21 protein-coding genes are annotated in these 23,403 nt (G+C 65.0%); 9 read left to right on the top strand and 12 right to left on the bottom strand.

Annotated features, from left to right (window positions below):
• Nucleotides 1-20: 20 nt before the first annotated feature.
• The 3 genes from ACFSM0_RS16935 to ACFSM0_RS16925 all read right to left on the bottom strand — a co-directional run bounded on the left by ACFSM0_RS16935 (nt 21) and on the right by ACFSM0_RS16925 (nt 2,446).
• Complete coding sequence (locus ACFSM0_RS16935) at nt 21-1,256, bottom strand: Hsp70 family protein (protein WP_377393269.1); 1,236 nt, start codon at nt 1,254-1,256, stop codon at nt 21-23.
• 61 nt (nt 1,257-1,317) lie between these two features.
• Complete coding sequence (gene xth / locus ACFSM0_RS16930) at nt 1,318-2,097, bottom strand: exodeoxyribonuclease III (RefSeq protein WP_377393266.1); 780 nt, start codon at nt 2,095-2,097, stop codon at nt 1,318-1,320.
• A gap of 124 nt (nt 2,098-2,221) precedes the next feature.
• Nucleotides 2,222-2,446, bottom strand: a complete 225-nt coding sequence (locus ACFSM0_RS16925; protein WP_377393263.1) for a hypothetical protein — start codon at nt 2,444-2,446, stop codon at nt 2,222-2,224.
• 216 nt (nt 2,447-2,662) lie between these two features.
• Here ACFSM0_RS16925 and ACFSM0_RS16920 point away from each other — a divergent pair, with 216 nt between their 5' ends.
• Nucleotides 2,663-4,258 (top strand): peptide chain release factor 3, encoded by a 1,596-nt coding sequence (locus ACFSM0_RS16920; protein ID WP_377393260.1) that lies wholly within the window; start codon nt 2,663-2,665, stop codon nt 4,256-4,258.
• 127 nt (nt 4,259-4,385) lie between these two features.
• Here ACFSM0_RS16920 and ACFSM0_RS16915 read toward each other — a convergent pair whose 3' ends face one another.
• Nucleotides 4,386-5,546 carry a deoxyguanosinetriphosphate triphosphohydrolase gene (locus ACFSM0_RS16915; protein WP_377393257.1) on the bottom strand — a complete coding sequence of 387 codons (1,161 nt, stop codon included), beginning with the start codon at nt 5,544-5,546 and terminating at the stop codon, nt 4,386-4,388.
• Nucleotides 5,547-5,618: 72 nt separating this feature from the next.
• On the opposite strand from ACFSM0_RS16915, the gene ACFSM0_RS16910 reads away from it, so the two are divergent.
• Both ACFSM0_RS16910 and ACFSM0_RS16905 read left to right on the top strand, forming a co-directional pair.
• Nucleotides 5,619-5,960 carry a HesB/IscA family protein gene (locus ACFSM0_RS16910; protein ID WP_377393254.1) on the top strand — a complete coding sequence of 114 codons (342 nt, stop codon included), beginning with the start codon at nt 5,619-5,621 and terminating at the stop codon, nt 5,958-5,960.
• 62 nt (nt 5,961-6,022) lie between these two features.
• Complete coding sequence (locus tag ACFSM0_RS16905) at nt 6,023-7,663, top strand: hypothetical protein (RefSeq protein ID WP_377393251.1); 1,641 nt, start codon at nt 6,023-6,025, stop codon at nt 7,661-7,663.
• Between the two features lie 127 nt (nt 7,664-7,790).
• Here the strand turns inward: ACFSM0_RS16905 and ACFSM0_RS16900 are convergent, their stop codons facing one another.
• Nucleotides 7,791-8,786, bottom strand: coding sequence for a Hint domain-containing protein (locus ACFSM0_RS16900; RefSeq protein WP_377393248.1), 996 nt, complete (start codon nt 8,784-8,786; stop codon nt 7,791-7,793).
• Nucleotides 8,787-8,936: 150 nt separating this feature from the next.
• Here ACFSM0_RS16900 and ACFSM0_RS16895 point away from each other — a divergent pair, with 150 nt between their 5' ends.
• The gene (locus ACFSM0_RS16895) at nt 8,937-9,716 is read left to right on the top strand and encodes an SDR family oxidoreductase (RefSeq protein ID WP_377393245.1); all 780 of its coding nucleotides are present in this window, start codon (nt 8,937-8,939) and stop codon (nt 9,714-9,716) included.
• 17 nt (nt 9,717-9,733) lie between these two features.
• Here ACFSM0_RS16895 and ACFSM0_RS16890 read toward each other — a convergent pair whose 3' ends face one another.
• The 3 genes from ACFSM0_RS16890 to pyrC all read right to left on the bottom strand — a co-directional run bounded on the left by ACFSM0_RS16890 (nt 9,734) and on the right by pyrC (nt 13,287).
• On the bottom strand, nt 9,734-11,224 hold the full coding sequence (locus tag ACFSM0_RS16890; protein ID WP_377393242.1) for a replicative DNA helicase: 1,491 nt from the start codon (nt 11,222-11,224) through the stop codon (nt 9,734-9,736).
• Nucleotides 11,225-11,461: 237 nt separating this feature from the next.
• Entirely contained in the window at nt 11,462-12,142 is a 681-nt protein-coding gene (locus ACFSM0_RS16885; protein WP_377393239.1) for an orotate phosphoribosyltransferase, read from the bottom strand.
• A 107-nt stretch (nt 12,143-12,249) separates the two neighbouring features.
• On the bottom strand, nt 12,250-13,287 hold the full coding sequence (gene pyrC, locus ACFSM0_RS16880; protein WP_377393236.1) for a dihydroorotase: 1,038 nt from the start codon (nt 13,285-13,287) through the stop codon (nt 12,250-12,252).
• Nucleotides 13,288-13,425: 138 nt separating this feature from the next.
• Between pyrC and ACFSM0_RS16875 the strand changes: the two genes are divergently transcribed.
• From ACFSM0_RS16875 to ACFSM0_RS16865, 3 genes are all read left to right on the top strand, one after another.
• Complete coding sequence (locus ACFSM0_RS16875) at nt 13,426-13,737, top strand: hypothetical protein (RefSeq protein ID WP_377393233.1); 312 nt, start codon at nt 13,426-13,428, stop codon at nt 13,735-13,737.
• Between the two features lie 152 nt (nt 13,738-13,889).
• Entirely contained in the window at nt 13,890-14,126 is a 237-nt protein-coding gene (locus ACFSM0_RS16870) for a hypothetical protein (protein ID WP_377393230.1), read from the top strand.
• 96 nt (nt 14,127-14,222) lie between these two features.
• Entirely contained in the window at nt 14,223-14,561 is a 339-nt protein-coding gene (locus tag ACFSM0_RS16865) for a hypothetical protein (protein ID WP_377393227.1), read from the top strand.
• A 56-nt stretch (nt 14,562-14,617) separates the two neighbouring features.
• Here ACFSM0_RS16865 and trpB read toward each other — a convergent pair whose 3' ends face one another.
• Nucleotides 14,618-15,826 (bottom strand): tryptophan synthase subunit beta, encoded by a 1,209-nt coding sequence (gene trpB / locus ACFSM0_RS16860; protein ID WP_377393224.1) that lies wholly within the window; start codon nt 15,824-15,826, stop codon nt 14,618-14,620.
• Nucleotides 15,827-15,981: 155 nt separating this feature from the next.
• Here trpB and ACFSM0_RS16855 point away from each other — a divergent pair, with 155 nt between their 5' ends.
• Nucleotides 15,982-17,184: an ABC transporter substrate-binding protein gene (locus ACFSM0_RS16855; protein ID WP_377393221.1), complete on the top strand. Its 1,203-nt coding sequence runs from the start codon at nt 15,982-15,984 to the stop codon at nt 17,182-17,184.
• 51 nt (nt 17,185-17,235) lie between these two features.
• On the top strand, nt 17,236-19,986 hold the full coding sequence (locus tag ACFSM0_RS16850) for a methyl-accepting chemotaxis protein (RefSeq protein WP_377393218.1): 2,751 nt from the start codon (nt 17,236-17,238) through the stop codon (nt 19,984-19,986).
• Between the two features lie 83 nt (nt 19,987-20,069).
• Here ACFSM0_RS16850 and ACFSM0_RS16845 read toward each other — a convergent pair whose 3' ends face one another.
• The 3 genes from ACFSM0_RS16845 to ACFSM0_RS16835 form a co-directional block, all read right to left on the bottom strand.
• Nucleotides 20,070-20,786, bottom strand: coding sequence for a sugar transferase (locus ACFSM0_RS16845; protein ID WP_377393215.1), 717 nt, complete (start codon nt 20,784-20,786; stop codon nt 20,070-20,072).
• A gap of 414 nt (nt 20,787-21,200) precedes the next feature.
• Nucleotides 21,201-21,938 carry a siderophore-interacting protein gene (locus ACFSM0_RS16840; RefSeq protein ID WP_377393213.1) on the bottom strand — a complete coding sequence of 246 codons (738 nt, stop codon included), beginning with the start codon at nt 21,936-21,938 and terminating at the stop codon, nt 21,201-21,203.
• Between the two features lie 101 nt (nt 21,939-22,039).
• Nucleotides 22,040-23,248: a GGDEF domain-containing protein gene (locus tag ACFSM0_RS16835; protein WP_377393210.1), complete on the bottom strand. Its 1,209-nt coding sequence runs from the start codon at nt 23,246-23,248 to the stop codon at nt 22,040-22,042.
• Nucleotides 23,249-23,403: the final 155 nt, after the last annotated feature.

The raw sequence follows: 23,403 nt of genomic DNA, 5'->3' as shown, positions 1-23,403 counted from the left end.
CAGAGATCTGAGCGATGGGCTCAGTCCGCGCCGGCAATGGCGCGAGCCAGCCCGTCGATCACCGCCGTGAAGGCCTCGGCGCGCTCCAGCCGCGCGCCCGGGCAAAGCGCCTGCGCCTCTTGCGCCACCAGCTCCATCAGGCTTGAGCCGCCCACCAGAACGACGGCACCGATCTGCCCGGGCGTGACGCTCGCAAGGCGGCAGGTTTCGGCCATCGCCTCGGCCAGATCCGCGCGGGCGCGCGCGAGCGCAGCCGCCATCGAGGCGGCGCTGATCTCGGCATAGAGCCCGCGCTCGATCTTGCCCATGCGGATCATCGCGCCGGGCTTGCCCGCATTCGCCTCGATCTTGCCGCGCTCGACGGCAAAGGCGAGATCATGGCCGATTTCATGTTTGAGCACCTCGGCAAGGCGCCCGAGCGCGCGCGCATCAACCGCAAGCTTGCGCATCCGCGCCACCGCGTTGCGGGTCTCTTGCGTGTAGAGGAACGGAATTTTCGCCCAGGTGGCGAGATCGACATAAATATCGGCGGGCATCGGCAAAAGCTCCGGGCCAAATTCGCGCCGAAGCTGCCCGCCATGGCCCAGAAGCGGCATTGCATGCTCAAGCGAGATCGCGCGGTCGAAATCGGTGCCGCCCAAGCGGATGCCGTGGCTGGCGATGATCTCGACCCCCGAGGGGGTCTCGCGGAAGAGCGAAAAATCCGAGGTGCCGCCGCCAATATCGACAATCAGCCCGAGCGCGCCGGGGGGAAGGGCAGGGGAGGCAAGCGCCGCCGCCTCCGGCTCGAAGCAAAAGCTGACCCGCGTGAAACCCGCCGCAAGATAGCAGCCGCGCAGGTCTTCCTCGGCTTGGGCATCGCGCTCGGGCTCGGCATGAAAATGCACAGGGCGGCCCGAGAGCGCATGCGTGAAGCTGTGCCCGGTCGCGGCTTCGGCGCGGGTTTTCAGCGTGGCAAGGAAGGCCGTGACCACCTCTGCGAGCGCGCGCCTTTTGCCGCCGATCAGCCGTTTTTCATGAAAGAGCGGCGTGCCGAGCACCGATTTGAGCGCGCGCATGTAGCGCCCCTCTTCGCCGCCGATCAGCGCCTCGGTGGCGGCGGTGCCAATCCGCATCGCCCCGCGGTCGGCGGGGAAGAAAACAGCGGTGGGCAGCACCTCTGCCGTGCCCTCGAGGCTCAGGCGGCGCGGGGTGCCCGCCTCCAGAACCGCCACCGCGGAATTCGAGGTGCCGAAGTCGATCGCCAGCGTGTTCATGTGAGACCTCCTGCCGAAGCCCGGCGGCCTAGCGCGTTTTCCCGCGCCGGGCAAGGGGGGCTCAGGCGTCGAGGTCGATCCAGATCGGCACGTGGTCGGAGGGCTTGTCGCCGCCGCGCACCTCCTTGTCGATGCCCACCGCCGTGAGCAGGTCCGCCGCCTGCGGGCTGAGCAACAGATGATCAATGCGGATGCCGTTGTTGCGCTGCCACGCGCCCGCCTGATAGTCCCAAAACGTATAGTGCCCCGGGCCGGGCACGCGGTCGCGGAGCGCATCGGTCAGCCCCAGATGCAAAAGCTCGCGGAAGGCTGCGCGGGTTTCGGGCAGCGCCAGCGCATCTGTCGCCCAGGCCTCCGGCTTCGCGGCATCTTCCTCTTGCGGGATCACATTGTAGTCGCCCGCAAAAACAAGCGGCTCCTCGGTTTTCAAAAGCGCGCTGACGCGTGCGCGCATGCGCGCCATCCAGGCAAGCTTGTAGTCATATTTTGGCCCCGGCGCCGGGTTGCCATTGGGCAGGTAGAGCCCGCAGATCCGCACCGCGCGGCGGCCCACCACGGTTGCCTCGATCCAGCGCGCCTGTTCATCGCTCGCATCGCCCGGCAAGCCGCAGACCACATCTTCAAGCGGGAACCGGCTCAGAAGGGCAACCCCGTTGAAGCTTTTTTGCCCGTGCGTGACGATGTGATAGCCCAGCCCGTCAAAAATCTCGTGCGGGAAGGTCTCGTCGGTCGACTTGATCTCCTGCAGCGCCACCACATCGGGCTCTGCCGCCTTGAGCCAGGCGGGAAGCGCCTCGGCGCGGGCCTTGATGCCGTTGATGTTGAAGCTTGCGATCTTCATGGGTGCCTCCCTTTTGCCCTTGATAGGGGGGGAGCGACCAGAAGGGAAGAGAGGGGGCTGCGCAAGCGCAGGCACCGTGCCCCGCCAGACATGGGGCAAAGGAAGCGCAGTAGGGCGAAACGGCTCAGCGCGCGCCGCGGCAGGTTGCGCGGTCGTGCGGATCGGTCAGATCGGCGCAATCCCAGCCGCTGCCCTCGCAGCAACAGCGGTGCCCGTCGAGATGCTCGGCGCGGTCTTTGGCCGTGTAAAGCGGCACCCCGCAATAGGGGCAAAGAATGGTTTTCTGCGCCAGACGATGCGCAGGTCTTTGGGGCACGAGAGGCGAGACGGCGGCAGCTGTCCTTGCCATGGGCACACTCCTGAAAGGGGGCGAGAGCGGAACTCTCACCCGGTCGCCGAACGCGTTCCTCCAAGCGCTCCCGGCCAGATTATCCCATTATGGAACGATTCTATTAATTAATCCATGATCGGGATCAATTCAGGCTTAATTCTTTCATGAGCGCCCGGGGGGGCGCGCGGCGAAGCGCCCATTGCTCCGCGCGCGCCCTTGCGGTAAAGGCGCGCCATGAGCAACGCACCCGTCCTCCCGCCCGAAATCGCCCGCCGTCGGACCTTCGCGATCATCTCGCACCCCGACGCCGGCAAGACCACGCTGACCGAGAAGTTCCTGCTTTTCGGCGGGGCGATCCAGATGGCGGGGCAGGTGCGAGCGAAGGGCGAGGCGCGCCGCACCCGGTCCGACTTCATGAAGCTCGAACAGGAGCGCGGGATCTCGGTTTCGGCCTCGGCGATGAGCTTCGAGTTCCGAACCTACCGCTTCAACCTTGTCGACACGCCCGGCCACTCGGACTTTTCCGAAGACACCTACCGCACGCTCACCGCCGTTGACGCGGCGATCATGGTGATCGACGGCGCGAAAGGGGTGGAAAGCCAGACCCGCAAGCTTTTTGAGGTGTGCCGCCTGCGCGATCTGCCGATCCTGACCTTTTGCAACAAGATGGACCGCGAAAGCCGCGACACTTTCGAGATCATCGACGAGATTCAGGAAAACCTTGCCATCGACGTGGCGCCCGCCTCGTGGCCGATTGGCATGGGGCGCGATTTTCTCGGTTGCTACGACATTTTGCACGACCGGCTTGAGCTGATGGACCGGGCGGATCGCAACAAGGTGGCCGAAAGCATCAAGATTGACGGGCTTGAGGATCCGAAGCTCGCCGCGCACGTGCCCGCCGCGCAATTGGCAAAGCTGCGCGAAGAGCTGGAAATGGCGCGCGAGCTTTTGCCCGCCTTCAACCGGCAGGCCTTCCTTGAGGGTCACATGACGCCGATCTGGTTTGGTTCGGCGATCAACTCCTTCGGTGTGAAGGAGCTGATGGACGGGATGGGCGAATACGGCCCCGAACCGCAGCCGCAACGCGCCGCGGAGCGGCAGATTTCGGCGGATGAGAAAAAGGTCACGGGCTTCGTGTTCAAGGTGCAGGCGAACATGGACCCCAAGCACCGCGACCGGGTGGCCTTTGTGCGCCTCGCCAGCGGCCATTTTGAACGCGGCATGAAGCTCATGCATGTGCGCAGCGCAAAACCGATGGCGGTGACCAACCCGGTGCTGTTCCTTGCCGCCGACCGCGAACTGGCCGAAGAGGCCTGGGCGGGCGATATCATCGGCATTCCGAACCACGGGCAATTGCGCATCGGTGACGCGCTGACCGAGGGCGAAAAGCTGCGCTTCACCGGCATCCCGTCGTTTGCGCCCGAACTCTTGCAATCGGTGCGCTCGACCGACCCGATGAAGGGCAAGCACCTCGAAAAAGCGCTGATGCAATTTGCCGAGGAAGGCGCGGCGAAAGTGTTCAAGCCGGCGATTGGCTCGGGCTTCGTTGTGGGTGTGGTCGGCGCGCTGCAATTTGACGTGCTGGCGAGCCGGATCGAGATCGAATACGGCATTCCGGTGCGCTTCGAGCCCTCGCAATTCACCTCGGCGCGCTGGGTGCAGGGGCCGAAAGAGGTGGTGGAGAAGATGGTCAACGTGAACAAGCAGCACATTGCCCATGACCACGACGGCGACATCGTCTTTTTGACCCGTCTGCAATGGGACATCGACCGGGTGGTGCGCGACTACGAGGGGCTGAAGCTCAGCGCCACCAAGGAAATGATGCAATAAGCCCTGACCGGGGCGGGGGGCGCTGCCCCCCTGCACCCCCCGGGATATTTGCACAAAGTCGAAGGCAAAGGGCGGTGGTCGGCCCGCATCTTGCGACAGGTGGAGGCGGGCTGCTTTCGGCGCAGCTTTATTCGGGCTCCACCAGCCGGTGATATTCCTGAATGGCGAAACGGTCGGTCATCCCCGCCACATAGTCGAGCACCACGCGCGCGATCTCGGTGCGGCCCTCTTCATTGCCCTTGGCAATCGCTTTCGCCACATCGCCCTGCCAATCCTCGGGCAGAAGCTCGGGGCGCTCCAGAAACAGCGGGAAGAGCGCATTGACCATCCCCGTCACCCGTTTGCGCTCCACCACCACCGTGGGGGCGCGATACATGCGGGTGAAAAGGAAGCTCTTGATCGCCTTGATGTTTTGGTAAAGAGGCTTGGAGAAGCGGATGATCGGCCCCTGCATGTGGCGGATGTCGTCCACATGGCGCGGCTGCAGGCTCTCAAGCCGGTTGCGCGCCACCGCGATCACATCTTCCACCATCACGCCAAAGACGCGCCGCAGCGCCTCGTGGCGGCGCCGCATCGGGTCGAGCCCGGGGTAGAGTTTGTCCACCGTGGCGAAACATTCGCCCAGCACCGGAAGCTCGCACAGATCCGCCTCGGTAAAGAGCCCGGCGCGCAACCCGTCGTGCAGATCGTGGTGGTTGTAGGCGCAATCATCGGCCACCGCCGCCACCTGCGCCTCGGCCGAGGCATTGGTGCCAAGCTCGAGATCCCAAAGCCCGTTCACCTCGGCGAGCGCATAGTTCCACGGCGCCTCGACCGGGCCATTGTGCTTGGCGATGCCCTCAAGCGTTTCCCAGGTGAGGTTGAGCCCGTCGAAATCGGCGTAATGGCGCTCGAGCCGGGTGACGATGCGCAAAGCCTGCGCGTTATGGTCAAACCCGCCATAGGGCTCCATCAGGAGCGCGAGCGCATCCTCGCCGGTGTGGCCAAAGGGCGGGTGGCCGAGGTCATGCGCCAGTGCCACCGCCTCGGCGAGATCGGTGTTGAGCCCGAGCGCCCCGGCAATCGTGCGCGCGACCTGCGCCACCTCGATCGTGTGGGTGAGCCGGGTGCGGTAGTAATCGCCCTCATGCTCCACAAACACCTGCGTCTTGTGCTTGAGGCGGCGGAAGGCGGAGGAATGGATGATCCGGTCCCGGTCGCGCTGAAACGGCGTGCGGAAGGTGGAATAGCTCTCAGGGAACAGCCGCCCCCGGCTCGCCTCCGGTTGGCACGCATAGGGTTGCAGCATTCCTCACCTCGCCTTGTCGTGGGCCTTTGCTCTCCCTATACTTATAGCCATCCCAACGACAGGTCCAACCCCATGCTTTTGCCCCCCAAAGTGACCCCCCGCGCGTTCGAACGTCTGGCTGCGATCAATGCCAAGGAGCCCGCGCCCAAGGCGCTGCGCGTGGCGGTGGAGGGCGGCGGCTGTTCGGGCTTTCAATATGATCTCAAGCTTGAGGCCGCGCCCGCCGCGGATGATCTCGTGATCGCGGGCGAGGGGGAGATGGCGGCGCAAAAGGTGCTGATCGACCCGGTGAGCCTGCCGTTCTTGCAAGATGCGGTGATTGATTACACGCAAGAGTTGATCGGCGCGCGGTTTGTGGTGCAAAACCCGAATGCGACAAGCTCCTGCGGCTGCGGCATTTCCTTCTCGATGTAACGCCCCGCTTGCCGCAAAGCCCAAGCCCCGGCAAACTTGCCCCATGCGGCAAGGGGCGGGGCATGGTGCAGGCGCGTGAGATACGGGACCATAAAACGCTGCAAGCGTGGCTGGACGCGCGGCCAAGGAAAACGCGGCAGCGCGAGGCTGTTGCTCTTGCCCATCGCGCGGCCATGCGCGTGCTGCCGCTATTCGTTTCACAGCCGGGCGCAGATTGGACGCGCGAACGGGATTTGACAGCCCTGCCAATTTTGCGCTGTGCTCTAATCACCGGGGTCTACACTGGGAACCCGGCTCCGGAGATCAAAAAGGCCGCCGACGCCTACGCCGACGCCGCCGCCGCCGCCAGAGCCACCGCCGCCGCCAGAGCCACCGCCGCCAGAGCCACCGCTGACACCGACGACGCCAGAGCCGCCGTCTATGCTGACGCTAATGCCGCCGCCGCCGCCAGAGCCGCCGCCGCAGCTTACGCCGCCGCCGCAGCTTACGCCGCCGCCGCCACCAGAGCCGCCGCAGCAACCTACGCTGCGGCCAAAGCCGCCGCCGCCGCCAACACCGCCGCCGCCTACGACGCTAGAGCCGTTGCCGACGCCGCCAGAGCAGATTCCGCCGCCGACATTTGGGCTGCGCTGCAGTTCGATGCCGCCGCGATCGAAGCGGGGGCGTTGCCGCTTGCGACGCCCCTTTGGGCCGAGCAAACGCCGGATTGGGCGCAAAAGGCATGGCGCGCTGCCGAAGACTGGCTTGGCGCAAACCCCGGTCATGACGTCTGGATCCGCTGGTATGAAGCTGCGCGCGATGGCCGCCCACTGACCGGCGATTGGAAGAGCCACGCCCAGCTTTTGACCGACATTGCCCTCATTCCCGACGCAGACTGGAAGCAGGGCGCGGAGCATGTGGCGCAGATCATTGCCGAGATCGAGGAGCGGTATCAACCCTCGAAGGCAGAGCGACTTGCTGCGGCCCTACCGCTTATTGAAACGGTCGGTGTGAACCCGGAGACGGGCCTGTTCCATGTCGTTCCTGAGCGCTTGCAGAATCCGCCTCTGATCGGCGCGGTTCTCGCGCGCGTGCGCGACGCCCTCGAAGATGCACTTTTGGGCCATAATTGCATCACTGAGCAGTCGCGAGAATTCCGTGTTGTGACCCGTGTCGTCACCCGTTACGGCAATGATCCGCAGCGGATCGAGATGGATTTCTCAGGTCTGGCGCAGGGGCTGCGGCGGCAATTCGACGTCGAAGACTTGCCGCGGACCGAAGATAACCTTGCACTCTTTGAAGCGCTTGAGGAAAGCGTTCGGGCGATCCGTGCCACCCATCCCGAAGTCGCCAAAAACCGGTCCCTTCTGGCCAAACAGGCGATGGCGGAATTGGGCATGGAGGATCGCAAGCTTCTGGAAGGTGCGGCCCCGCTTCTTGCTGCCATCAGCGATGCGCCGATGGCGGAGGATTTCTCCGAAGATATTGCCGAGATGCTGGCGCCCAGATTGCCGGGAGCTTTGCGCGCCGACCCCGGCGGGAAATCTCCTCCGCTGCCGGGGGAGATGAGGGTTTTCTCACGAGTGGCGAAAATCGCGCTCTCAAAGCAATTGGAAGATGTGATCGTCAAGATTCACGGCAGTCCTGCTTACAAAGGGGCGCAGATTGTCACGACGCTCTCTGCGCTCGTCGCGCTCGGATTGAAGCTCTTCATGGTCATCTGATGATGTCGCGCTTTAGGGCCTTCAAATTCTTATGCCCATTCACCTTGCCCCAAATATCTGCGGGGTGAATTGGGCGGAGCCCAAGAGGGGGCGGCGAGCCCCCTTGGCGCTTTCCGCGCGCGTGCCGTCAGTCCTTCTTGCGAAACAGCGCGGCGCGGCCGACGCGGTCGAGGAGGTCGCGGCCCGCTTCGGTGCCGAAATGCGGCGTGTGGATCAGATCGGGCAGGCGCGCGCGGATCTCGGCGGTCAGCTCCTCGGGCATCAGCTTCAGCACCGCCTCGCTCACCTGCAGGCTCTCGACCGGCACGCCCTCGGCATAGACGATCTCATGATGATCAAACACGAGCGCGTAGTAATCCACATAGCCGCCCTCGCGCCGCCAGACATGCTCGCCATCGACAAGGTGTTTCGCCTGCACCAGAATTTCGGCGGTATCGCCAAGCCGCTGCGCGCCGCGGCGGTACAGAAACACGCGGTGATGCGGCGCCACGATCAGGTCGCTCTCATTGCCGAGCGTGCCCGCCGAGATCACCACCGGGGCAAAGCTGCCAAGCGCACGCAGCGTGGTTTTGGCCACGAGCCGCACCGGCTGGGGGCCGTTGTCGCGGGTGAGCACGCGGTCGCCCGGGCCGAGCGTTTCGATCAGCCTTTGCGCGCCGCCCGCCATGGTGATCATCGTGCCGGTGGTGAAGGCGATGCAGACGAGGTCTGAAAGGCGCACATCGCCCGGATCGTCGGTCGCCTCCAGAAGCGTGTAATCCACCCGCGCGATGATCGGCGAGAGCGGCAGCGCGTAAAGCGCCTGCGTGGCCTCATGCCGGATCAGGAGGATATCGACCGTGTCGCCCTCGGGCGTGATCATCACATGGCGCGCGACGAGCGCGATCTGATCGCCCTCGGTGCCCACATCGGAGCCTGCGCAGATGTGCTGGCGCTGCGCGGGATCGGCCGAGAGCAGAAGCCGCAAGGGTTTGGCGCCGCGGTCCAGCTGATACACATCGCCGGGCTGGCTCAGCGCGGCCAGATCGAGCCCGTCGCCATGATTGGCGCCCGAGGTCACCCAGATCAGATCCGCCTCATAGACATGGACGGCCTGAGGGGGCAGGGCAGGGGGCGAGGTCATGGCGGCTCCAGCGCGAATGGCGGTGCGACAATGGCGCGATCTGTTCACAATTCGGTTAAGGGGCGGGCGCGGCAAGGTCAAGTCCAACCGCGGCTCCGGGGCTTGCCGCCGGGGGGAAGGAGGCTAGTTTGGGGCAAAACGGAGGATAGCATGGATCTGGGGCTAACTGGAAAACGCGCGCTTGTCTGTGCCGGCTCGAAAGGGCTGGGGCGGGGCTGCGCCGAGGCGCTGGCGGCGGCGGGCGTGGAGATTGTGCTCAATGCGCGCGGGGCCGAGGTGCTGGAGCGCACCGCGGCCGAGATTGCGGCGGCGCATGGCGTAAAGGTCACCGCGGTGGCCGCCGATATCACCACGCCCGAGGGGCGCGCGAAGGTGATTGCGGCGGCGGGCGAGATCGACATTCTCGTCAATAACGCGGGCGGCCCGCCGCCAGGCGTTTGGTCGGACTGGGCGCATGAGGATTTTCTCGCCGCGATCGAGGCCAACATGCTCGCGCCCATCGCGCTGATGCAGGCCTTTGTGCCGGGGATGAGCGCACGCGGCTGGGGGCGGGTGGTCAACATCACCTCCGCCGCGGTGAAGGCGCCGATTGCGCAGCTTGGCCTTTCCAACACCGCGCGCTGCGGGCTCACCGGCTTTGTCGCGGGCATGGCGCGGCAGGTGGCCCCCACCGGCGTGACGGTGAACAACCTTTTGCCCGGCATCCATGCCACGGACCGGATGGCCGCGCTCGACGGCCCGGTGGCGCAGGCCGAGGGGATCAGCCTTGAAGAGGCCTCGGCCCGGCGCAAGGCAACGATCCCGGCGCGCCGCTATGGCGCGCCGCAAGACTTTGGCGCGGTCTGCGCCTTCCTGTGCTCGCAGCAGGCGGCCTTCATCGTCGGGCAAAACGTGCTTGTCGATGGCGGCGCGGCAAACCAGACGCTGTAAGCCCGCGGGCGCGGGGGTCAGTACCCCTCCGCGCCCTCGCCCTGCCACGGTTTGGCAAGATCGGAAAACCGGGTGAAGCGGCTCTCGAAGGCCACTTCGACGGTGCCGATCGGCCCGTGGCGCTGCTTGCCGAGGATCACCTCGGCCTTGCCATGCACGCGCTCGGCCTTTTGCATCCATTCGGCAAATTTCGGGTCGTCTTCCGGCGGCTTCATGCGCTCGTGATAATATTCGTCGCGGTAGACGAACATCACCACGTCGGCATCCTGCTCGATGGAGCCGGATTCGCGCAGGTCGCTCAGCTGCGGGCGCTTGTCCTCGCGGCTCTCAACGGTCCGCGAAAGCTGCGAAAGCGCCACCACGGGAATGTTGAGCTCCTTCGCCAAGGCTTTGAGACCCATGGAAATTTCGCCAATTTCCTGCACCCGGTTATCGGTCCGGCCCGAGCCGCGCAGAAGCTGCAGGTAGTCCACAAAAACCACATCAAGCCCATGCGTGCGCTTGAGCCGGCGGCAGCGCGCGGCGACCTGCGCGATCGGCAGCGCGGGCGTGTCGTCGATATAGAGCGGGCAGGTTTCAAGCGCCTTGGCCGCCTCGACAAAGCGGCGGAACTCGGCCTCGGTCATGTCGCCGCGGCGGATCTGTTCGGAGGGCACTTCGGAGGCTTCCGAGAGCACCCGCGCGGCAAGCTGTTCGGCGCTCATCTCGAGCGAGAAAAAGCCCACGACGCCACCCTCGACGGCGCCCTCGGTGCCATCATGACGGGTGCCGCGCTTGTAAGCCTTGGCAATGTTGAAGGCAACGTTGGTGGCGAGCGAGGTTTTCCCCATCGAGGGGCGCCCTGCGAGGATCAGAAGGTCAGAGGGGTGCAGCCCGCCCAGTTTCTTGTCGAGATCGCGCAGCCCGGTGGACACGCCCGCAAGGCCGCCCTCGCGCTGATAGGCGGCGTTGGCCGACTGAACAGCCTCGGTTACGGCCTTGAGAAAGCTCACAAAACCCTTTTCGGCAGTGCCCGTTTCGGCCAGCTTGTAAAGCGCCCCTTCGGTGGCGACGATCAGCTCTTCCGGTTCGCGCCCGATCTCCACTTTTGAGGCGGAGGCGGAGAGATCCTTGCCAAGCCGGATCAGCTCGCGGCGCAGCGCAAGGTCATGGATCATCTGCGCATAGTCGCGCGCCGCATAGGCCGAGATCGCCGCGCCCGCAAGCCGCGCCAGATAGGCAGCGCCGCCGAGTGCCTTGAGCCCCTCGTCTTCCTCAAGATAGGCCTTGAGCGTGACCGGCGAGGCCAGCGCGTTCTTCTGGATCCGCGCCACGGCGACCTCGTAGATCGTGCGGTGAACCGGTTCGAAGAAATGCTCCGCCCGCACCACAGAGGCGATACGGTCAAAAATATCGTTGTTGGTCAGGATCGCACCGAGCAATTGCTGCTCGGCTTCGATATTGTGCGGCAAGGCCTCTTCTTCGGCGCCAGAGGCGCCGTCAGGGCGAATGGCGGTGCTTTCGTTCATCTCTGCCTCATCTGGGTCCCGCCTGATAGCCGGGCTGCACGCGCTGCGGTATCGGGATAAGTTCGGGGATAAGCGCGCGCCGCGCACTCAAGTTACAGCTCTTTTGGGGTCTGCCTGAGGGCGAGCCTACCACGGATTGTGGTGTCTGGCGAGGCATACAGGAGCGGAGCGAGTCGCGCGCAAAACGCTCCCCACCCCGTCCACAGGGTCTTCACAGAGTTATCCCCAAAAATCGGGTTAGCCTTTTTGCCGGGCTTCCTGCCAGGCGCGCGGCGCCTTGAGAAACGCCTCGACCTCGTCGAGCGTGGCATCGCTGAAGGCGCCTTGCGCACGCGCCTCGGCGAGCACATCCCACCAGGTGCAAAGCGCATGGAGCTTCACCCCATGTTCGGCCAGCCGCGGCTCGGTCTCCGGGAAGATGCCGTAGTAAAAGATCACCGCCGTATGCGCGCAGCTGGCCCCGGTCTCGCGGATCGCATCGACAAAGCTCAGCTTCGAGCCGCCATCGGTGGTCAGATCCTCGACCAGCAGCACCCGCTGCCCCTCGGTCATCGCGCCCTCGATGCGGGCATTGCGGCCGTAACCCTTGGGCTTTTTGCGCACATAGGTCATCGGCAGCGCAAGCCGCTCGGCGACCATTGCGGCAAAAGGAATGCCCGCCGTCTCGCCGCCGGCGATATTGTCAAACGCCTCAAAGCCCGCCTCGCGCAGCACCGTGACGGCGAGGAAATCCATCAAGGTCGAGCGGATGCGCGGAAAGCTGATCAGCTTGCGGCAGTCGATATAGGTGGGCGAGGGCAGGCCGGAGGCGAGGGTGAAGGGCTCCTCGGCGTTGAAATGCACGGCCTTGATCTCAAGGAGCATCCGCGCGGTCAGCCGGGCGATCTCTTCTTTCGCGGGATAGGAGGAGGGGATCATCTCATTGGTCCTTTCGCGCTTTCAGCTTGCCGAAAATATCCCCGCCGGAGGCTCCCGGCGGCCCCGCAGGCGCGCTGCGGGGGATATTCAGAGCAAGATGAAAGCCATCATTTCACATGCCAGTAGACCGGGAAGCCCGGATCGAAAACAGTGACCGGGCCCGCACCGGTCTCGATTTTTGCGGGCCATTGGGCGGGGGTGTCGGTTTTGATCAGCGTGAGCGTGTCGCTGTTCACCGGCAGCCGGTAAAAGGCCGGGCCATTGCGGCTTGCGAAGGCCTCAAGATTGGCAAGCTTGCCCTCTTCCTCAAACACATGGGCAAGCAATTGCATCGTGTTCGTGGCGGTAAAGCAGCCCGCGCAGCCGCAGGCATGTTCTTTCAGCGCGTCGATATGGGGCGCGGAATCGGTGCCAAGGAAGAACCGCGCCTCGCCCGAGGTGGCCGCTTCGCGCAGCGCAAGGCGATGGTGCTCGCGCTTCGCCACCGGCAGGCAATAGTAATGCGGCTTGATCCCGCCCACGAGGATGTGGTTGCGGTTGATAATCAGATGATGCGTGGTGATTGTTGCGCCGAGGCTCTCGTCCTGGCTGCGGGCATAATCGACGCCGTCTTTCGTGGTGATATGCTCCATCACCACGCGCAGGCCGGGCGTGGCGCGGCGGATCGGGTCGAGCACGGTCTCGATGAACACCGCCTCGCGGTCAAAAATATCAACCTCCGGGCTCACCACCTCGCCGTGCACACAGAGCGGAAGCCCGATCTCGGCCATCACCTCAAGCACGCCGCGCACCTTGTCAAAATCGCGCACGCCGGAGGCAGAGTTGGTCGTGGCGCCCGCCGGGTAGAGCTTCACCGCGCGCACAAGCCCGCTCTCGGCGGCGGCGCGCAGATCGGCCGGATCGGTTGTCTCGGTGAGATAGAGCGTCATCAGCGGGGTGAAGCGCGCCCCCGCCGGCAGCGCCGCGATGATCCGCGCGCGATAGGCCGCGGCATCCGCCGCCGTCACCACCGGCGGCACGAGGTTCGGCATCACGATCGCGCGGGCAAAATGATGCGTGCTCTCGGGCAGGATGCCCCTGAGCATCGCGCCATCGCGCAGGTGCAGGTGCCAGTCGTCGGGGCGGGGGAGCGTGATCTCGGTCATGCGCTCCGGTTACACCCTCGCGCGGCTCATTTCCAGTGGCAGCTTCGCGCCGATGTGATCGCACCGGGCTGGACGGGCCGGAGCGGGCTTGCGATGCTGCACAACAGCCCGACACAACGGTGCAAAGGAGGCGCGCAGATGAAACCCCATGTCCTGAGCCTTGTCCTTTTGGGCGCGAGCGCGCTTGCGGGCTGCAACGATCCGGGCTTTCGGGGCGTGCCCGAAGTGCGCATTGCCTCCGCGGCAGAGGTGGCGCAATGCCGCCCGGTTTCGGTGATCACCAACGAGCCGGGCGTTTATGGCCCGCTGGTCGGTCATGAAGCGGAGCGCTACGCCCGCAACAAGATCCTTGAAAGCGCGAAGGACGCGGGCGCCGATACGGTCGTGTTCGATCCGGTGACGCCCGGCGAGCCGGTTTATCTTTTGCGCGCGCAGGCTTACGACTGCTGAGGCGCGCCGACGCCCCCCCGGATTTGGTATGCCAACGTATGCTGCGTTGCAGAAACTGCAGGGCGGGATTGCGCCTGCGCCGGTTGATGGGGAAGGGGCTCTGACATAAATTCCCCTTACGGGAGGAAACTCTCTGCCCCTAGGAGGTTTCCATGGCTTATGTGACGACGTTCACTCAGAAAGAAAAGGGTCCGGTAAAAGGTCTGCAGGCACGGCTTGGCCAGATCGGTGCGGCAATTGGCGCACGGCTGGTCGAAGCGGTCGAGACCGGGTCCCGGATGCGCGACGTGGTGCGGTATTCCGAGATGTCGGATGCCGAACTGGCGGTGCACGGGCTCACCCGTGACGAGATCGTCAGCCACGTTTTCCGCGATAAATTCTGCTACTGACGCGGCGGTCAGTGCCGCAGTTCTGCGCCCCGGGGCTCTTGCGCCGGGGCGTTTGCAGTTGAATAATGCTCTGGCGGTGGAGCTTGGGAGGAAGCGATGACGCAGGAAACTCTGACGGAAGTGCGCGGCGATCTGGTGTTGGCTGCGCTTTGTGTGGGCCAGTTCCGGGCGCCCTGCCAGATCGACAGTGACCGGCTTCTGGTGCGCGCCGACGAGGCGCTCGGTCAGGCGCTCTGTGCGCTTGGCCTTGAGCTTGCCGTTGTGGTGGAGAGTTTCACGCCTGCGCCCCTCTTTGCGCCCGACGAGGTGTTGCTCGAGCAGGCGGCCCGAAGCCTCGCGCGGCGGCAGGTGCAAACGCATGTGTTCCGCCCGCATGATGAGGAACCGCCCGAAGAAGACGCCGTGCTGGAGGGGCAGGGCGCGCATCAGGGCTGAGCGTTGCGGCGGCGCCGAGGCGAAACGCCCCGGCCCGCGGGGCCGGGGCGCTGCGCTCAGAGATCTTCGCCGAAGCCGTAGGTTTCGGTCACGTAGTCGATGTCTTTGTCGCCGCGCCCGGAGAGGTTGATCAGGATCGACTTGCCGGGGTTTGCCGCGGCCTCGCGCATCGCAAAGGCCACCGCATGCGCGCTTTCGAGCGCGGGGATGATCCCCTCGTGGCGCGAGAGCGCATAGAAGGCCTTGAGCGCTTCCTTGTCATTGGCGGTGGTGTAATGCACCCGTCCGGTCTTGTGCAGATGCGCATGTTCCGGGCCGACGCCGGGGTAATCAAGCCCCGAAGCCACGGTATGCACCGGCGCCGGTTCGCCGTTTTCATCGGTCAGCACCAGCGTGCGGAAGCCGTGAATGTCGCCATCTGCGCCAAAGCTGATGGTGGCGGCATGCTCGCCGAGCTTCGAGGAGGTGCCGAGCGGCTCGACCCCGTGCAGGCTCACGCCCGCATCGTCGATGAAGCCCGCAAAGATCCCCATCGAATTCGAGCCGCCGCCGACGCAGGCCGCCACCATGTCGGGGAGTTCTCCCGTCATTTCAAGGAATTGCTCGCGCGCCTCGATGCCGACAACATGCTGGAAGTTGCGCACCATCATCGGGAAGGGATGCGGCCCCACCACCGAGCCAATGGCGAAAAGCGCGTGATCGGCCTGCGCGATATAGCTCTGGAAGCAACTGTCGACCGCTTCCTTGAGCGAGCGCCCGCCAAAGCTCACCGGCACCACCTTGGCGCCCAGAAGCTTCATCCGGGTGACGTTCGGCGCCTCCTTGGCAATGTCGATCTCACCCATGTGGATCTCGCATTCCATGCCGAAATAGGCCGCCGCCGTGGCCAGGGCAACGCCGTGCTGGCCCGCGCCCGTCTCTGCCATCAGCTTGGTCTTGCCCATGAATTTCGCAAGCAGCCCCTCTGCCATGCAGTGGTTGAGCTTGTGCGCGCCGGTGTGGTTGAGATCTTCGCGCTTGGCATAGATCTGCGCCCCGCCATAAAGCCGCGACAGGTTCTTGAGGTAGGAGACGGGCGTGGGCCGGCCTTGGTAATGCTTGCGGATCTGGCGCAGTTCGGCAATGAAATCGGCCGATTTCGAGATCTGGGCATAGGCCTCGCGGATCTCCTTGAAATGCGGCACGAGCGGGGGCGGCAGCATCGCGCCTCCGTAACTGCCAAAGAAGCCCTGCGCATCGGGCATGGTCTTGAGGTAGGAAGTCATTGGCCCTCTCCTTGCTGTACCCCGGTTTGGCGGGATTTGACGCGCCTTTCTGCCCGCTGGCAAGCCGTGACCCTGCCTGCCTCTCCCCCGCGCCAATTAACCGCAGGGTAAAGCTTCTACGCTAATCCGGGAGGTTGACGGCATGGGAGTTTGGTATGAGATTCGGCAAGGTTCTAACGATTGCAACCCTTTGCACCGCATTCTTCGGATCGGTCGGCACGGCTGCCGCACAGCAGGGTGTGACATCTTCGGAAGTGCGCTTCGCCCAAGTGGCGGCGCTCGAGGGGCCGGCGGCTGCGCTCGGCACCGGTATGAACCTTGGCCTGAAGGCCGCTTTTGAGGAGGTGAACCGCGCCGGCGGTGTTGCCGGGCGCAAGCTTGTGCTCGAGGCATTCGACGACGGTTATGAGCCCGCGAAATCGATCGAGCAGACCCGGGGGGTGATCGAGAAGGATGCGCATCTCGCGCTGATCGGGCCGGTCGGCACGCCGACCTCGGCGGCGACGCAGCCGCTCGCCACCGCGGCGGGCTGGCCCTTCATCGGCCCTTTCACCGGCGCGGGTTTCCTGCGCGATCCGCGGCTCGGCAATGTCTTCAACCTGCGTGCGAGCTATGATGCCGAGACCGAGACCTGGATCCGGCTTCTGGTCGATGAGCGGGCCCATAAGCGCATCGGCATTCTCTATCAGGACGACGCCTTCGGGCGCGCCGGGCTCAAGGGCGTCGAGGCGGCGCTCGGGCGGCGTGGTCTGAGCCCGGTGGCGCGGGGCGCCTACACGCGCAACACCCTTGCGGTAAAGGCGGCGCTGCTCGATATCCGCCGCGCCGGTGCCGAAGCGGTGGTGATGGTGGGGGCCTACAAGCCGGTCGCCGAATTCATCCGCGTCTCGCGCAAGATCGAATTCACCCCGGATCTCGTGACGATCTCTTTCGTCGGCACCGATGCGCTTGTGGGCGAATTGGGCCGCGACGGGGCCGGTGTGATCATCTCGCAGGTGGTGCCCTATCCGATGGACACCGCAACGCCGGTGGTGGCGCGCTATACCGAGGCGCTGAAGGCGGTCGCGCCGGAAGCGCATCCGAGCTTCATCTCGCTTGAGGGCTACCTCGTGGGGCGGCTGGCGATTGCGGGGCTTGAAGCGGCGGGCCCGCAACTGACGCGGGAGAGCTATCTTGCGGCGCTCAAGGGCCTCACCGATGTCGATATCGACGGGCTCGTGCTGCACTTCGGCGAGAACGACAACCAGGGCCTCGACGAAGTGTTCCTGACGCAGATTTCTCCTGAGGGGACAATCGCACCGCTGGCGCCTGATGCGCCTGACGCGGCGGATTGCGCACCGCAGGGTGCGGGCGGCTGACCCGGCGCCCCACCCGGACGGCCCCTGTAACGAGTAGCGAAGGGAAATGAGATGATCGGCAAGCTGCAAGGCTTTTTCGCCAGCGTCGGCGTCAAGATCGTGACCGTGGTGATTGCGCTCGTCGCGGTGACGGCGGTGGCGGTCGTGGTCAGCCTGAGCGTGTTCCGCGCCACCGACCGGGTGGTGCGCACGCTGGCGCAAGAAGATGTCCCGGTGCTGGAGGCGACGATGAGCCTCGGCCGAACCACTGCGAACCTGACGCAGGACATGGTGGACATTCTCTCGGCGCGAGATGTGGGGGCGCTCGACAGCCCCGCAACAGCGGCGCGGACGGATTTTGACGCATTGCGCAAGCTGCTTGCCACTGGCGGAGAGGCGCTCTCGGCGCTGGCGCCGCTGCTCGACGGGGCCGAGGCCGATGTGCTGGAACTGGTCGCTCAAAGGCGCGCGCTTTTCGAGGCTTCCGCCGCCACCGATGCGGCGATGGATCAGCTCTTCGCGCGCAACGAAGAGATTTCCGAGCGCTTGATCGAGGTCGGGGATGACGCCCATTTCGACATGGCGATGGGGGGCGAGGCGGCGGTGCGCCGAGTCAGCCGGACGCTCGAAAGGCTCGTGGACCGGGAGTTTGACGCGCTCACCGATGCGCTGACCTTGCGCGTTGAAGTCAATGTGCTGCGCGGCACCGTGGTGACGATGGCGCCCGGGATCGATGCCACAGCGCAAGCCGCGATCCGGGAAGGGATCTCCTCCTCCGAGACGCATATGCGCGACCGGCTCTTGCGCATTGATGCAGGCTCGCCCCTCAACGATATTCGCCCCGATATTGTCGCGCTGGCAGATATGGCCACGCAGATGGTGGCGCGCGGAAACGCGGTGACGCGCCGGGAGCGCAGCGCCGTGCAGGAGCTGGCGAAAAAGCTTGATTCCGCTCTCGCAGCCCGGATTGACGACCTGTCCTTCGAGCTGACGATGGGCGCGCGCGCGGCCTCGGAGCACAACGGGGCGGCCATCGACAAATTGACGAGCGAGGAGCTGGCGCCGATGCTTCTGGCCGAAGCGATTGAGGTACGGGTCCGCGATCTCGCAACGGCCAGTTTGCGGCTGGCCCAGACCCGCAGCGAAACGGCCTATGCCCGCGAACGCGTGGCGGTGGATGCGACCCTGGCTGCGCTTTCCGAGATTATGCCGCAGGCGCCCACGGCACTGCAGCCCGATATCGAGGCGCTGATCGCCATGGCCGCGCCCGAGGCAGACCTTGCACGCACGCATCAAGACATGCTCCGCGCCCAGATCGCGGCAGATGCGGCTTTCGCCAAAGCGAACACCGCGCTCAAGGATATTGATGCCGAGGCGCAGGCCGCAGCGGCCAAGGTGCTCAACCTGATCGAGGCGGCCGCGGCGGATGTGTCCACGCGCACGGCAAATTCGATCGGCGCGATGCTGGTGGTGGCGGCGCTGAGCCTGTTGATCGGCATTGCCGCACCCTGGCTCGCCTGGGTCACGATTGTGCGCCCGCTGCAACGGGCCTCTCGCGCGACAGCGCGGCTGGCCGCGGGCGAGATGGATGCCGTGGATGGCATGAAGGCCGGTCCGGGTGAAATCGGCGGCTTGATCGGGGCGCTGATGGTGTTCCGCGACGGGCTGCGCGACAAGGCGCGGCTCGAGGCCGAGGAGCGCCGTCAGGCCGAAGCGGCGCTGGCGCGCGAAGCGGCGGAACGCGATGCGGAAGCGGCGCGGGTGGCGGCAGAGCTCGAGCGCGAGCGCGCCGAGCACGAGCGCCAGATCGCCGATGAGGCAGAGCGCGCACGCTTGCGCGAGGCGGCAGAGGCAGAGCGCGCCGCCCGTGCCGAAGAGCAAAGCCGGATCGTCACCCAGCTTGCAACGGGGCTCCGGGCGATGTCGGGGGGCGATCTCACGGCCACGATCGAGACCGCTTTCCCCGAGGATTACGAGGCGCTGCGCCACGATTTCAACCAGACGGTTGCGCGGATGGCGGAGCTCATGTCCTCGATTGTGCAATCGACCGGTGTGGTCGAAAGCGAGGCGCGCCAGCTCAGCAATGCCTCGGCGGAGCTTGGTCGACGCACCGAAACGCAGGCCGCCTCGCTGGAAGAGACCGCGGCGGCGATGAACGAAATGGCCTCCTCGGTGGCGCAATCGGTGGCGGGCACGCGCGAGGCGGCGAAAGCCGTGGGCCAGACGCGCGACACCACCACCAGCGGGCGCGATGTTGTGCGTCAGACGCTGCAGGCGATGAACGATATCGCGCGCAGCTCCGAGCAGATCTCCCGCATCACCTCCGTGATTGACGATATCGCCTTCCAGACCAACCTCTTGGCCCTGAACGCCGGGGTCGAGGCGGCGCGGGCCGGCGAAACGGGGCGCGGTTTTGCGGTTGTGGCTTCGGAGGTGCGCGCGCTCGCGCAGCGCTCCTCGGAGGCGGCAAAAGAGATCGCAGAGCTGATCGAGACCTCAAGCCGGCAGGTGCATTCGGGGGTGCAGCTTGCCGCGCGCTCCGATACCGCGCTTGGCGAGATCGAGGAGCTTGTCGGCAAGCTCGATAGCCTGCTTGAGGCGATTGCATCGGCGGCGGGGGAGCAATCTGCCGGGATCTCCGAAGTGACGGCTGCGGTGAACCAGCTCGATCAGGTGACCCAGCACAATGCGGCGATGTTCGAGGAAAATTCGGCGGCAACGCAGGGGCTTCTGGGCGAAGCGCAGAGCCTGCGCCAACTCAGCGCCGTGTTCCGCGTCGAGCCCGGCGCTGGCGCCTCCGAGGTGTGGCGCGCGGCGGGCTGAGGCCACAACAGCATTGAGGCAAAAAACCCTCCGGGCCTTTGGGCGCGGAGGGCTTTTCTCAAGTCACTTGGTCAGAGCGGCGCTCAGGCGCCGGTGCGCTTCAACACGACCGTTGCCGTGCGCAGGATCAGCGACAGATCCCCCATCGCCGACATATTGGCGCCGTAAGCTTCGTCAAAGCGGACGCGCGAACCGAAGGTCGTGTCCTTGCGGCTGAACACTTGCCACAGGCCGGTCACGCCGGGGCGCATGCGGTAATAAGCCTTGCCCCCGGCCTCATCGTAGATGGCCTTTTGCGAGGGCAGGAACGGGCGCGGGCCAACAAGGCTCATGTCGCCCTTGAGCACGTTGAGGATTTGCGGCAGCTCATCCAAGCTCGTTTTGCGGATGATCCGGCCGATGCGGGTGATACGCGGATCGCGCGCAAGCTTTTGATACGTGGCCCATTCGGCCGCAACCGCCGGATCGCGTGCGCACATCTCGGCCAGCACGCGCTCTGCATTGGGCACCATCGAGCGGAACTTGTAGCACCGGAACACGCGCCCGTTGCGCCCCACGCGCGGTTGCGTGAACATCGCGGCATTGCCGTCGGTGCGGATAACGAGAGCGATCACCAGCATCACCGGCAGCAGCACCGGCAACATCAGAACGGCAAGGAAAAGATCAAGCGCACGCTTGCCGAACCGGGCATAAAGGCTTGATGCACTGCGCCGCCGTGTCAGGCTTTCTGGTTGCGCGCCCTGCGCCGGCCGGGCAACTGCAAATCCACCGGGATAAGCTTCCATCTCTTGAAACGCCATGATTACTCCCTCAGCACAACGCCACCCTCGTCGGGCCCGAAAACTCGCCAACGCTTTCTGCGTTTCTAAAATCCGCTCCGCGCTTACCAGCGCTCTTAACGCGGTATCTTAAGAATTTAGTAACACATATCCGAGAAAGCGGCATCGAAGACAAGGGGGGCCACAGCGATGCAAACGTTCAAACGCGTAAAAAACAATCAGCAATTGTGGTTAAGATTGCATCCTGTGGCGCTTTTGTGCACGGATGCGCGATCGCAGCGCAATGCACCGCGGCGCAAGGTGCTGCGCTGCGGCGTTAACGCCTGAATTTTTGCGAAACGATTCGCTCTGAAGCTGGCGGAAGGTGCCATTGCGAAAACAATCGCGCCCCGCGCGCGCCGCGCAATCGCTGTGGCCCCCCGGCAGATCTTTGGATTAAAGCTCTTTTTCGGAGCGATCCGCTTCTCCCGAGACCCAATAGCCTGCGGCTTTGAGCCACGGCTTCGGGTGGCCGCGTTCGGCAAGCGCGGCCCGCAGCGCCTTGGCCACACCGGCCTCGGCGGCCAGCCAGACAAAGGTTCCCTCCGCCAGCGGTATCCGCGTCAGCGCCGCACAAAGCGCCGCGGCATCGGTCGGATCAGCACGATGCACCCAAAGCGCGACATGTTCCGCCGCGGTGCGGATCGTGATTTCTTCTGCCGGGCCTTCGACGGCGACGAGGCTGGTCACAGGCGTTCCCTCTGCCATCTCTTCGATCCGGCGCGCAATCGCGGGCAGGGCGGTCTCGTCGCCGATCAAAAGCCAGCGCGCGATGGGACCGGAAATCACCTGCGAGCCGCGCGGACCGCCGATTTCCACCCCATCGCCCGGCTGCGCCGCCATCGCCCAAGCGGTCGCCGGCCCCGCCTCATGAAGCGCGAAATCAATCATCAGCTCGCCCCGGTCGGCGTTGTAGTGGCGCGGCGTGTAATCGCGCATCTGAACCTCGCCGGAGGCATCGGGAAGGATCAGCTTGATGTGGTCATCGGCGCCAAGCGAGGTGAAGCCCATCAATTCCGGCCCGCCGAGAACGAGCCGCAGCATCCGCGGCGTGATCTCCTCGCGGCGCAGCACGGTCAGCTTGCGGCGGTGGAGTTTGTGGCGGTGGCGGGTGATCTCGGGCAGGGCAGTCATGACGGGTCTCCGAAGCAGTGTCGCAATCGCCAACCAGCTAATCCGTGCGCGCGCCCCGGCAAGCCCGATTCAGGTTCTGTTAAACTTTGGTCTGATCGGGGTTACGCGGCAACGCAGCAATTGCGGCCTGTCTCCTTGGCCAGTTGCAGCGCCTGATCGGCGCGCGCCAGCGCCGCGGTCAGGCTCTCCTCGACCGCGTGAAAGCAGCCATAGCCGAAAGAGGCGCTGAGCGCGGGCGCAGGAGCGGAGCCGGAGCCGGAGGGCATGGCAACAATCGCGCGGCGCAACCGCTCGCTCAGATCGGAGAGCTGCTCGCGGTGGCTGATTTCAAGCAGAAGCAGGAATTCCTCGCCGCCCCACCGCGCGAAAACATCGGTGGGCGTCAGCTCTGCGCGCACGCGATCGGTCACGGTGCGCAGCACGCGATCCCCCTCCAGATGGCCCATCGTGTCATTGATCCGCTTGAAATGGTCGATATCGAACAGGATCATGCCGTTCAGCCGCGGATTGGCCCGGATCGCTTCGTTCAGCCCGCGCCGGTTCAATGCCCCGGTCAGCGGGTCGTGGCGCAGCGCATGGTCGAGCTTTTCGCGCTGTGCATTCAACGTTGCCCCGGTGTAGAGCACCACCGCCAGAAGCAGATATTCCATCACTTCGAAAACGATGATCATTGCATCGAGATGGCCGTCGTCGAAGTCTCCGGTATGGGACAGCAATGCCCCGGTCAGAAATGGCACGGTGACGATCGCGCCGAGCATCACGAGAAAAGGGTGACGGAAATCGCTCGGCGCCAGAAAGATGCGGAAGGGCGAGCTTTCTGCATAGCGCAGCACAAACGCGCTCAGAAGCGTCAGCAGGGCAAACAGCGAAAAGATCGAAAGCTGGACCGTCTCGTTGAAGAGGCTGAAGGCGAGCTTGAAGAGCGCGCCCGCCGCAGTGAACCAGCCGAGCGCGACGATACCGATGGCAAGCCGCGTCGAGACCCGCTCGGCCAGCAGCGCCCCGTTCAGGATCAGGAGAGATCTTGCTGTTGCCGTTGAAAACGCATCATGAAAGGTCAGATCGGTGCCCCAATGGGCGAAGCTCCCGGACGAGAGAAGCACCGGCCAGTGGGGAAGGCCCGCTTCAAACAGCCGTTGTGCCGCGATCAGGCACGCCAGCGCCTGCGCCACCGTCAACCCGACATGCGGGCGCAGCAACAGGCTGAGCGCCACCACCAGATACCCCGCCGCAGAGAGCGGATGCAGCGCGGCGCTTTGCAGATGTTGCGAGAGCGTGAAGTTCTGCGCCGACCCAACGAAAACAATCAAGATACCAAGGACCGCGAACGCACGGATTGCAGAAGGGAAACGCCCCGTCGTCTCGAACACCATTACACGTCGCCTCGCGCATATTATCTTATCCCGCGAAGGGGCTGCGTTCGCCTCCGCTGGCCGGACAGGTCAGATAGGTCCGTGCGTAAAAC

The sequence above is a fragment of the Rhodobacter lacus genome (genome assembly GCF_042683065.1).
GTDB classification, from domain to species: Bacteria; Pseudomonadota; Alphaproteobacteria; order Rhodobacterales; family Rhodobacteraceae; genus Rhodobacter; species Rhodobacter lacus.
This window is presented reverse-complemented; position numbering and strand designations above follow the sequence as displayed.